The organism is Enterococcus olivae (genome assembly GCF_053760925.1).
Genome location: NZ_JBSMVT010000042.1, coordinates 1 through 11436, shown reverse-complemented (window position 1 = coordinate 11436; position 11436 = coordinate 1). Strand labels below are relative to the sequence as shown.

Annotated in this window: 11 protein-coding genes and 2 pseudogenes; 2 read left to right on the top strand and 11 right to left on the bottom strand. The window is 38.9% G+C overall.

Annotation, left to right across the window (positions count from 1 at the left end; translation table 11 throughout):
* Positions 1–687: 687 nt before the first annotated feature.
* The 8 genes and pseudogenes from ACWODM_RS15665 to ACWODM_RS15630 all read right to left on the bottom strand — a co-directional run.
* Positions 688–1404: pseudogene (locus tag ACWODM_RS15665) on the bottom strand (IS3 family transposase); the annotation flags it as partial.
* A 166-nt stretch (positions 1405–1570) separates the two neighbouring features.
* The gene (locus ACWODM_RS15660; RefSeq protein ID WP_455322262.1) at positions 1571–2260 is read right to left on the bottom strand and encodes a transposase; all 690 of its coding nucleotides are present in this window, start codon (positions 2258–2260) and stop codon (positions 1571–1573) included.
* A 98-nt stretch (positions 2261–2358) separates the two neighbouring features.
* Positions 2359–4235 (bottom strand): annotated as a pseudogene (locus ACWODM_RS15655) (FAD-dependent oxidoreductase).
* 291 nt (positions 4236–4526) lie between these two features.
* A complete protein-coding gene (locus tag ACWODM_RS15650; RefSeq protein WP_455322261.1) occupies positions 4527–4889 on the bottom strand; it encodes a TIGR02328 family protein in 363 nt (120 codons plus the stop codon).
* Between the two features lie 332 nt (positions 4890–5221).
* Complete coding sequence (locus ACWODM_RS15645; protein ID WP_455322260.1) at positions 5222–6127, bottom strand: hypothetical protein; 906 nt, start codon at positions 6125–6127, stop codon at positions 5222–5224.
* A gap of 36 nt (positions 6128–6163) precedes the next feature.
* Complete coding sequence (locus tag ACWODM_RS15640) at positions 6164–6328, bottom strand: hypothetical protein (protein WP_455322259.1); 165 nt, start codon at positions 6326–6328, stop codon at positions 6164–6166.
* A gap of 26 nt (positions 6329–6354) precedes the next feature.
* Entirely contained in the window at positions 6355–6756 is a 402-nt protein-coding gene (locus tag ACWODM_RS15635; protein ID WP_455322258.1) for a hypothetical protein, read from the bottom strand.
* A 27-nt stretch (positions 6757–6783) separates the two neighbouring features.
* A complete protein-coding gene (locus ACWODM_RS15630; RefSeq protein ID WP_455322257.1) occupies positions 6784–7230 on the bottom strand; it encodes an HAD hydrolase family protein in 447 nt (148 codons plus the stop codon).
* 114 nt (positions 7231–7344) lie between these two features.
* Here ACWODM_RS15630 and ACWODM_RS15625 point away from each other — a divergent pair, with 114 nt between their 5' ends.
* Entirely contained in the window at positions 7345–7473 is a 129-nt protein-coding gene (locus ACWODM_RS15625; protein ID WP_455322256.1) for a hypothetical protein, read from the top strand.
* 95 nt (positions 7474–7568) lie between these two features.
* On the opposite strand, the gene ACWODM_RS15620 is transcribed toward ACWODM_RS15625, so the two are convergent.
* Complete coding sequence (locus ACWODM_RS15620; RefSeq protein ID WP_455322255.1) at positions 7569–9071, bottom strand: flavocytochrome c; 1503 nt, start codon at positions 9069–9071, stop codon at positions 7569–7571.
* A 281-nt stretch (positions 9072–9352) separates the two neighbouring features.
* Here ACWODM_RS15620 and ACWODM_RS15615 point away from each other — a divergent pair, with 281 nt between their 5' ends.
* Entirely contained in the window at positions 9353–10084 is a 732-nt protein-coding gene (locus ACWODM_RS15615; RefSeq protein ID WP_455322254.1) for a MarR family winged helix-turn-helix transcriptional regulator, read from the top strand.
* A gap of 50 nt (positions 10085–10134) precedes the next feature.
* On the opposite strand, the gene ACWODM_RS15610 is transcribed toward ACWODM_RS15615, so the two are convergent.
* Complete coding sequence (locus ACWODM_RS15610; protein WP_455322253.1) at positions 10135–10554, bottom strand: ribosomal protein L7/L12; 420 nt, start codon at positions 10552–10554, stop codon at positions 10135–10137.
* Between the two features lie 120 nt (positions 10555–10674).
* Positions 10675–11223 carry a hypothetical protein gene (locus ACWODM_RS15605; protein ID WP_455322252.1) on the bottom strand — a complete coding sequence of 183 codons (549 nt, stop codon included), beginning with the start codon at positions 11221–11223 and terminating at the stop codon, positions 10675–10677.
* Positions 11224–11436 lie beyond the last annotated feature (213 nt).

The following is an 11436-nucleotide window of genomic DNA, read 5'->3' as shown; positions in this document are numbered from 1 at the left end:
TCCCAATTGAGCTTCTGCCGTTGAAATTCATGACCATGGAGGCTCGTTGTCAAGGGCAATCGGAACAAAGTGCAAGAATTCTATATACACCTTATAAAATTTGTCAAAATAAGTGTTGCCATTTCAATAAAAGTGTTTACAACTATCAAAAGGTGTAATTCTTGCCAACACTTTTTCCACATTTTTCCGTAATTTTTCTTGTGTTAACTTTTATTATCTTTTTACTGTCTTAATTATCTTTTCCTTTAAGTGCCTAGAAAGGTTATTCTATCAAGGTTTTGAAAGGTACAAACTAACTTTAATTAACAGTAAATAATACTAGTCGGAAATCGCCTAAAACAACTCTTAATCAGCGGGTCGCGGGTTCGAACCCCTCACGTCCCATTGGGTGCCAAACCCACGAAGTCGGAGAATTGTTGGTGCGAAAGCATTTAGAAAACAATTCTCGCGGCTTCTTTTTTATTTTCTCGCATGTTTTTCAGCTGAGTATAGATAAAAAGATTGGATGATTAGTATCAAATTTAGTGAAAACACAAAAAAACTAGCTGAGTAATCACACTGAACTGCTCCCTGTCAAGTAGACAGTGAAAAAAACAAAAAAGAGTTGTTCGAGTGCTACTCGAACTGGCCTTCAGAGGAGAGAGAACGTTTCTTTTTCTCTCTCCTCTGACAGGTTATTAGAAACCCTTAAGCGACGGTCTTATTTCTGATTTCTATCGGAGTGAGACCGTCGTATTTTAATGTGATTCGTTCGTGATTATAGAAATAGATATATTCTTCTATATCTGCGACTAAAGCTTCTCTCGTGTCATAGTTATTCAAGTAATAACGTTCTGCTTTAAGCGTCCCCCAAAAGCTTTCAATCGGCTGATTATCCAGACATTTAGACACGCGGGACATACTAGTAGTAAAGTTGAAGCTCTTTGGCAAGGCCTGGTAAGCATGGGAAGTATATTGAAAGCCTCGGTCACTATGGACCAATGGGTGAACCTCTTTATTGGCTTCAAACGCCTGTTTGAGTGTTTCCATCACAATCACGTTATCATTTCTAGCACTCAGGACATAGGCAACGATTGACTTATCCCAAAGATCAACGATGGCACTGAGGTATTCTTTCTGACCCTTCCCGTATTTAAACTCCGTCACATCTGTACACCAAATTTGATTGGGGGCTGTAGCGGAATCAAAGGCGCGATTCAAAAGATTCTCTGCCAGATGAATCGGATGGGACCGTTGCCAAGAAGGGCGAGGACGTCGAATGACCGAGTAGAGACCTAAAATACGCATGATACGACGGATTCTTTTGACATTGTACTTCGTTTTCAATTTCTTATTTACAGCCACGGTCATTCGACGATAACCATAAATTTTCTTAGTCTTGAGATGAATCTCCGTGATTACTTCCGCTAGACGACACGTTTCTTCCTCAAGTTAGGTCGGTACTCGTTTCAACCATTTGTAATAGCCTGTTTTGAGACGTTTGTGATGGCACACAATCGGCTAACTGGCCAGTGACGCTCCTGGGTGAGCTCCTTGATCGCTAAAAAAGTTTCTTCTTTTCTAGAAAGAGTTAGCGATTGAACCTTTCCCGAATTTCCCGCAACTTTTTTTGGACAGCTACCTCCATCTCAAGTTGTTCCTTTTCCGCTTGTAGTTTCTTATTTTCCAATTTGAGACGATCCAATTCTGTTAATTCTTCTGATTCCTTCTTGCGTCCACGACCATCTTTCAATCCTTCTTCTCCAAGGGACTGATACTTGCGAACCCATGAATAGACCTGTTGGTAGCTGACCTGATAGTTTTCCATTGCCTTACCATAATCAAGTTCATGTGCAATCGTGTACTGTACAATTTCCAGTCGTTCTTTATAGGTTGTTTTTCTGCCTTGATTCATTTTGGATGATGCACTTCCTTTACTAGTGGCTTTGATTTCAATACCCTTAGTATACTTGGAAATCCATTGTCTTAATACACTGGAACTGGAAATATGATATTTTTTAGCAACCCTACGTAATGACTGCCCGTGATCTACTACGGCTTTCACCGCGGCCTTCTTTGTTTCTTCAGAATATCTTGTCCAGGTCTTTCGTTCTTTCAGACCTTCGATTCCCTCTCTTTCATAGTTGAAAATCCAGTCCGACAAGGTATTATTTCCTACACCAATTCTTTTCGTTTCTGCATGGATAGATGTTTTGGACTGAAGAACCTGATTAATGGAGAATAATTTTTCTTCTACGCTAAATTTTACTCTTTTGGACATACGAAAAACTCCCAACATAGTAGATTAGAAATTTTTGTTTTTTCTAGTGTCTACTATATTGGGAGCATATCACACACTCAGCTAGCTAAAATTTATAGTTATTCTGCAGAGGCACTTTGACCAGCTAAACGACCAAAGGTGATGACATCGGTGATTGCATTGCCTCCTAAGCGATTGGAGCCGTGGATACCACCAGCTACTTCTCCAGCAGCATACAAGCCTGGGATGATGTCGCCATTGGTATCTAATACTTGGCACTCTGTATTGATCTCAAGACCGCCATTGTATGATGGACAACCGGGCTTGTTCTACCAGCCCAGAAAGGTGCTTCATCGATCTTTTGATCAAACAAGGTTCTGCCAAAACGATCTTCGCCTTTGTCGACAGCTTCATTAAATTCGTCGATCGTCTCTTGAAGTGTTTCGTAAGGGACGTCGATCATCTCAGCCAGTTCTTCAATCGTATCGGCTTTAAAGAAATCACCATTGTCGATCATATCGGTTACATCGCGATTGCTTACTGCAACTAGATTGTCATCATCGATCGTGTCCTTATCATTGATAATATACAAAAGACTATCCGTTTGTTCTAAGGTTTTTTCTGAAAGTACATCTCGACGATTGTCTTCGTTGACGTAGCGTTCACCTTCTTGGTTTACATAAATTTGACTGTCGATATAAGGGGTAACAACTCCACCAAAGTAAGTTGGAATCAGTTGGATCCATTCCATACCTACCGTATTTGCACCAACTTCTTCCGCCATAACGATACCGTCCCCAGTGGCACTCGGAACGTTCGTAGTACGGATCGTTTCATCCAAGTTTGCCCAATGTTTGTTATTTTCCATGCGCATCTCAACGTTTGCCCCAAAACCACCTGTTGTGATGATCACACCATTTGTGGCTCTTACTTCAAATTCTTGTCCATTGGAAGTATGACCAGACACGCCAACGACGCGATCGTCTTCTTTGATTAGGGTTTTGGCAGTTGAATCGAGCATGACATCCGCATCGTGTTCCAGTGCAAACTGAATCTGTGGTTCAACAAAATCAGCACCTGCACCACCGTATTTATAGGTAGGAGTATGGCTGCGCTTCCATGTTGCGCCAACTGCAGCACTGATCTCATTATGGAATTCCGCACCTAACTCTCTTAGAAACTCAACTGATTCCAGTGCATGATCGCCATAAACGTCAATCAACTCAGGATCTGCAACAAAATCTCCATCTAAATAGGTTTGTAGTTTGTGCAAGGAAGGGGAATCAAATAGATACGTTTCATTATTTGTTTCATATTCATCTAATTCTTCTCGAAGTGTTTCCTGCCAGTCTGCCATCAAATCATTTTTCGGTTCTAGATCTAAAATCTCTTCGATACGCTGCATTTCTTGTTCAGTCATTTTGATTTCTTTTTGCATCTCTGGATCTGCGGCATTCATTGCGCTACCGGCAGCACGTGTGTTGCCTCCCAAACCGCCAGTTTTCTCAATGACTATGACACTTTTTCCAGCTCTCAGCGCCTCAACAGAAGCACTCATACCGGCTCCACCGCCACCAACAATAATGATGTCAGCCTCTTTTTCGATCTTTTCACCAACTTCGATCTCAACAGCTTTACTGATTTCTTCTTCAGTAAGTCCTGTTTGTAACAAGGCTTCTTTAGCTGCGGTCAGAACAGCTTCACTTGTCACCGTTGCGCCACTGATACTATCTACGGCAACTGATTGATGTTCAACGATTGCTTCAGGTAATTGTTCAATAGCATTTGTACCAATCCCGACAGTCTCATCCTCACCAACAGCTTCTACGGTTTCGATAGTTTTATCCGCAACCGTCACTGTGACGGTCACATCACCACCGTATCCTTTGGCTGTCGCTGATTCTGTTTGTTCAGCCGATCCGGACCCACTACTACAAGCAACTAACGAAAGAGCCAAGACCAAAATTCCAGTCAATTTAACCCACTTACTTTTCATGTTTTTTCCTCCTGTCATTAAGTATAATTTAAGTATATCTATTAGTGAATAAATTATCATTTTGTCGGGTTGTGTATTCGAATAAAAATTAAATGAAATATTGAAATGCTTGTTTATAAGGGTTATCGTTGTTTGTTCTTTATGTTTTTATTTGAATTTAATATCACAAATCAATTGTTGTTATAGAAGATTTTTCAGATATTAGTCATCTTCAGTATACTTGGTATTTTATGAGGTCAGAAAAGGGAAACAAAAAAACCTTAGCTTCGTAAGGTTTTTAGAATCATATTCTCATAGTGTGATACCTTTATTTTTTAAATTATCCAAACATTCCTCCAAATAGTTTGAATTATGTTCTGCATAGATGGGAGTTGTAAGAGGTTCAGGATCCAAAAAGACATAAGGGGGACAATTGGTCCCTCGATAGTGTGGATCTTTCCACGAGATTGCTGGTTTAAAATCTCTGCGGATCATTTCTTTCATAATTAGTTGGTGGTACTGAAACAATTTATAGGGTGAATACTTAAATACATAATCGACAGTTGCGTGCTTTTTTCCCCAACCGTTTCCTCTTAAAGCACAACATTCTCTGTGCTGCCCTAGCAACTGTTGTCTGGGCAAGCGAGTAATTAGGTCTTCATGCCATAATCTCAAAAGATCACATCCTTTTTTAGTAATTTCTAAAGAGCTCCTGTTAAAGTTCTTCTTAGAAACTTTCCTTATACTTGTATAGTATATAATTTTGAGCAAAAAACCAAAAGTTGCATATTAGAGAAGGAGATCTTTACGACAAAGGAATTTATAAAATGAAAGTGGCATAGGCATCATCCATTCAGAACGAATATACTTTAAAGAGATTTCCCTTAGAGCAATAGGTGATTGACGGAATGATGAGAGGAACGTTGAACTTGTCACTCTAGATTGAAAAAAGATAAAGCATTAGCGAGACGATGCATATAGATCATTGTCTCGCTAATGCTTTAAAATCAAACGAAGAAGTTTGGATAAGTTGTCTTTAAGTAGTCTATCAACTTTTCATGTAGGATATTTTGGACTTCTTGAGTAAAGTTTTTAGCAAGTAACTTCCGATGAGAGTTGCTTGAAAAACCTAGCTTAGATAAAAATTCAATATCTGATGCATGAAAATAATAATTGACTTTGATATTTAGAAAACCATTTTCCAATAAAATAGTTGAGATTCGATTGGAGAAAGTAATCAAATTATCAAATTTTAACAATTTTAATTTATGCAACTCATCAATATTTAAAATACCAGCGATTCTGGTATCAAAATGATAGAGGAGTCGCTGGGAAAAAAGTCGCTCTTTTCTTTGGCAGAATTTGTAATGATCACAATTTCTTCCAGCGATTTTATTTTTGAGTACATGTTCGCGAAATAGTAAAGTAACAGTGCTGATCTGGCGTTCATCCAAAACAATTTGATTTTTTATTTTTTGTAGATAGATATATTCGGACAACTGGTATAAAAAGGAGAACTCTTTTTTCACGTCGTCTAATTTATTGTCATAAAAATCATAATTCAATGCTTTACGAAGGGTACATTTGTAGAGATATTGTTCCAGTTCTCGATGTAATTCATCCTTAGAATAGAAAGTAGTCAGGATTCGATCTTCGACAAAGTCAATCCAGTCTTCGCTTAAAGAGTAAATTGCGGGATCGCCAGAATAGATAGATTGACCATTATTATCTAGACTAGCTAAAATACTACTAAAAGTGAAATTTTCTTTATCAAGTTCATAAAATGTATAGTAGGGAACTTTTACTGGAAAAACTCGTTTTTGATTAATAGAAAAGTCATTTTCGATTCGTTTCAGACTTAGAAAGTGATAGACATAAATAAACTTTGTAGAGGTGTAATTCAGCGAGAGCATATGCGAGTGAAAAAAAGACTGTATCTTTTTATTTTCTTATTTGTTTTTGAAAATCTTTTTTACTCGTTCGTAAATCAACGTTTGTAAAGGATTATTTGCTTTTCTCACAACGATTCGATTTTGTTCATCGAGCTCTATTATTTGACTGATTATTTGAGTTGCTTGGATGCGAAGTGTTAGTTCATCTCCAGTGATAGTCACACCTTTTCCTCTGAAAGATTGGAATTTTAACTGCTGTTTTTGCAATTCTTGAAGAAAATTTTGTCTGTCTTTTTTCTTAGTGGATTGACTAATTTCCAATAATTCATACTGTTTTGAGAAATTGACATGACCATCAACCATTGAAAGACAGAATAAAAGCACAGCCGTTCGTTCCATGTTGTAGCATAGTCAAACAGAGTCAACTGCTGGATGAACTGAATATATTCTGTATAAGTCAACTGATTGATGATCTTTGATTCGGTCACAATGAAATGCTTTTCTTCCTCCAGATATTCATTCAATATATGAATGGTTCGACGAATAGTGGCAGGAGAACGATTGGTTTTTTCGAATAATTTTTCAATCGTGATTTTCTGAGCTTCTTGAATACGATTGGATAAATAGAGAGCGAAGGAATGAAGAGTCATCTAAATTTTATCTCCTGTTTTCATTTTCTATGTGGCACGACAGTCTTGTGAATGGTCTGCATCGGAATACCAAGTGAGAATCTCCTTTAGGACGCCTTGTTCCTGATTTGACAGAATGACTTTATCGGTATTTTTTTTCAGTGATTCGCAGGCGTTGGTAACGGCTAAACAAACATCCGAAACTTTAAAGAGTGGTAGATCGTTTTGCTCATTTCCAAAAGCAATAATTCGTCTAGCTGCGGTCTCTTCGGTAGACGAATCGATGTGATTCAGTAATTTTATCAGTCCGCTTCCTTTATCGCAGTTTTTTTCAAGGATATCTATCGATTGGAAGCCGCTTGTTAATATATTGAAGAGGTTGCCGAATCGTCGGATCAACTGTTTACTGACTCGTTCAAGATTTTTTGGATCGGTTTTGATACTAATCTTAACAATGGGTTCATTGATTATTTGTTGACAGGTAAAGAATTTCAAATTTTTATAGAAAATGCGAGTATTGTCTGCAATATTTTGGCGATACTTTTCTTCTATATCTTAGTATCAGAAGGAGAGTAAGTCACTTTTGAGACGAAACTAGCCAAAGTAGATTTGTCTTATCTAGAAGCAGAAAACAAGCCAACAACAACCATGGTCATCTGGACAAATGCAGGTGATCGTACAGTGAATATCAAAACAGGAAAGACTCAAGCAAAAACAGTGATTGGGCAATTGAAATAAAAAACTGGCTCGAACCAAAGTTATAGTGAATCCCTTAAATTAGACAAAAATCTAATGCAAGGGATTCACTATGTTTAATAGTTCAGTCCAGTTTTTTATTTTACAGATTCAGCTGCTTGTGTCCCAGCTTGACGACCAAAGATGATAATATCCGCAACGGCATTCCCACCGATTCGATTGCTTCCGTGAAGTCCACCAGTAACTTCTCCAGCAGCATATAAACCAGGGATGACAGCATCGTCTGTATTGATGACTTCTGCATTAGTATTGATCTTTACACCACCCATTGTATGATGGATACCGGGCGCGATAGCAATAGCATAGAAAGGACCTGATGACAGATCGTTATCCATGGCTGTTTCTCGACCGAATACCGTATCTTCTTGTGTATCAACCGCAGCATTCCAAGTATCAAGAGTCGTTTTTAGTGCTTCTTCAGGAACATTGATTTCTTCAGCCAACTCCTCGATCGTATCTGCACTAACTGTCAGACCTTGACTTTCGTAAAAATCGATTGCTGTGACACGATCTTTTACACCAGAATCAAAGACTAGATAAGCCGATTGTTCTGGCAAAGCGATGATGGCCTGTGATACCTTGTCTCGAGTCTCCATTTCATTGAAGAAACGTTCACCAGCCTGATTGACTAGAATCGCACCTTCACCACGTACGGCTTCGGTGATCAAAAGTGATTTAGTTTGATCGACAGTCGGATGAATCTGGATTTGATCCAGATCAACAGTTTGACCATCAATCTCCTCGATCATTTTAATACCGTCTCCAGTCGAGCCTTCTTGGTTCGTTGTGACATAACCATCCAAGTCAGGGTTGTTTTCTACGACCATTTCCATATTAGCGCCAAATCCACCAGTCGTGACGATTACGGCATCTGCAGAGATTGTTTTTATCTCTCCTTCGATAGTGACTTCTACGCCGTTAACAGCACCGTCAGTCTCATTGATTTTTACGACTTCCGCATTGACAAACAATGGAATCTCTTTTTCATGGACGTTGCGAAGTAAGCCATCAACCAAATACTCACCCACAGCAGAGCCATCAGTTGGACGATGTGTTCTTCTTTCACTCATTCCCCCCGTTGTAGTCAAATTATCTAAAGTGATTCCCATCGAATCTAGCCAGTCAATGGCTTCTGCTGAATGATCAACAAAGTAGCGCAGTAGATCCTGATCGTTAGCCTCGCCACCACCTGCTAGCGTCTCATCAAAGAATTTATCATTGGAATCTTCAATGCCTTCTGCTTCTTGGAATTTTGTCTGTGATGCATTCATTCCAGCGGATGATTTCAACGTATTCCCCCCGGCGATTGGCATTTTTTCCAGAATCACTGGTTCAGCACCAGAATCCTTGGCTTGAATAGCAGCTGCCATCCCAGCACCGCCACCACCTACAATGATGACATCGTACGTGTCTTTCAATTCTTCTGGATCTGTATATTCTTGTTCTGAAGCACCGGACGTCACGTCCGAAGACGCACTTGTTTCCTCGATAGCGTCGCTTGTGTCTGTACCTCTGCTACCACATGCACTTAGCAACAAAACAGATGAAAGGATCAACAAACGACTAAAAATTTTTTTCATGTGAATACCTCCTATATTGTGATGGTTTTATCATATAATGAAATGCTTGTATTTTCAAGGTTCTATTCTGTATCTCTATGAGTTTAATAAATGTACATGTTACCATATGAACAAATTGGAAATTGTGTTTATCAGTATAGAAATATTTTCAATCAGTACAAACGAATTAGATAAGATTCTATTGAAACACTCAAGGAATATGCTATCAATTGACAATAGTTAGGCACCGAAATATAATTTAGATGTAGAAAGTTAGGTACCTAAAAAAGGAGGGGTAAGTGATGAGCCATTTTACGATGCAGCTACTCAAACAGTTTGAGACAGTAAGCACTGTTGCTCATTCGTTGTTTCTGCAGAACAAGCAGCGATTTGATGGACAGCAGCAAGTCATCAATATACTTGGGAATGAAGATGGACTGAGTCAGGGGAGTCTAGCGGAGCTTTTAGATATTCGTCCAAGTTCCTTGGCAGAATTATTGAAAAAATTAGAAAAAGCTGAGGCCGTCAAACGAGTAGAAGATGACTATGACAAACGAATCAAGCGGGTGTATCTAACAGAAAAAGGTCGAGAACGAATCATAGAAAGTCAACCTTTGCGTGAAAATCTGAGTACTCGTTTTTTTGCTGGTTTGACGGAAGAAGAACAAATCAAACTAGGAAACTATTTAAACAAGTTAATGGCTGGATGGCCAGAAGAAATTGTCGAGTATCAGGCAAAAGCTATTGATCCGATGGAACGACTGACGGAGATGCAGGATTTGCGGAAGGCGATGAATGATTTGGACTGGCAAGCCCTTTCCGATTTGGATGAGCATCGGATCCGTCATGATTTCCAGCAGCGTTTTCAACATTTTGACATGGAAGATCCATTATGGAAGCGGCAGTTTGACGAGATGATGCGAGAGAAGCGACAAGCCAAGTATCAGGAAACAGAACGTTTGAAACGTTTTAAGTTCGATTCCCCAAGAGAGCATCCGTTGAAGGACAGCGATCAAGAATGGACCGATTTTTGATAGATAGTAAAAAGAGTCACTTCCGATCTAAAAGGAAGGACTCTTTTCTTTCAACTATACTTTTTTTCTCGTTCGATTCTTTCAACGTATTCTTTGGCTTCCTTTAAACCCCACATCGTCTGCTCACGAACATATTTGATAATTTGGATTTTGCCGATACCTTGCTGTAGCATTTGCTGTACATTGCTTTGCAGCTGATCCTCGTCCAAAGCAACCATCGATGGGACACTGACCTGTTTTTCAACAAAATCTTTGGCTTCTTCTAAGCCAAGCCCCGTTTCATCACGGACGAATTTGATCAGGCTGATCTTACCTTCGCCAGTATTCATTCGGCGCTGTAATTCAGGAAGGATGTCTTGCGGTTGTTGCAGAATCTTTTCCTGCGCATCGTGTGTGTCTCTTTTTCTCAGGACCAACAGATAGATGATCAAAAGTAAGAGCACGATAATCAAAAGAATTTGTAGAATCATAGGAAATCACTCCTTATTTTTTAATGAATTAAAATTTCTAGGTGCCGAAATTTTAATTTGATCGAAATGCCGTATACCATTCTGCTAGTCTGGGTTTCCAGATAAGCAGAACGGGCATCCTTATTTGTATTTCTTATACATAAAGTTTTCAGCAGTTCGACTATCGGTTGTTTCAAAGAATTCAATCTTATTTTCAGAGATGGCTTGTTTTAATTCCTGGACCAACTGGTCGGGTTTTTCAAAATGTGATAAACGAATCTGCAGTGTTTGATGGCCGGCATGACTATAAGTCAAGGGAGAATAATCGATAAAATCAGAGGTGATTTCTTTGCGTGACAATACATAAAAGTTATCCCCCCTGTGAATCGGTGAATATTCATCCGGAACATGATCAACAGTGGCACGAAGGACAGCAAGAATCTCATTCCAAGGATAATAAAAATCACCATGACGAATCCCAGAATCGCTGACCTCAAGTAAAACATCCATTTCTTTTAATTGCTCCATTTTTTTTCGCATGTGATTGGGAAGAATCGTAGTAAAAACAAAGATACCCCCGATAGCAACAAGCAGACAAATCAAGGCGATCATTGTTTGACCGGAAAAATAAAGCCAAGCAGCAAGAATCAGTATGATCAGCTCTGAAGAGAGTCCGATCGTTGTGAGCATTCAAATGGAAGATTCGCTGTTTTCCTCCAGTTGTCTTTGTGCCTTAAATTTTGACATAAAGATACCTCCTCATAAAATATGTATAGTCCTGAATCATTCATAGATTTTTATACAGGGACATTTTTATCAAAAAATTAGGCGAAGCTGAAATGTTTCTTTCTTTTTTACAAATCGATTAGATTCCTTCCTAACGGAAGAAAAGAAAAGTTCATT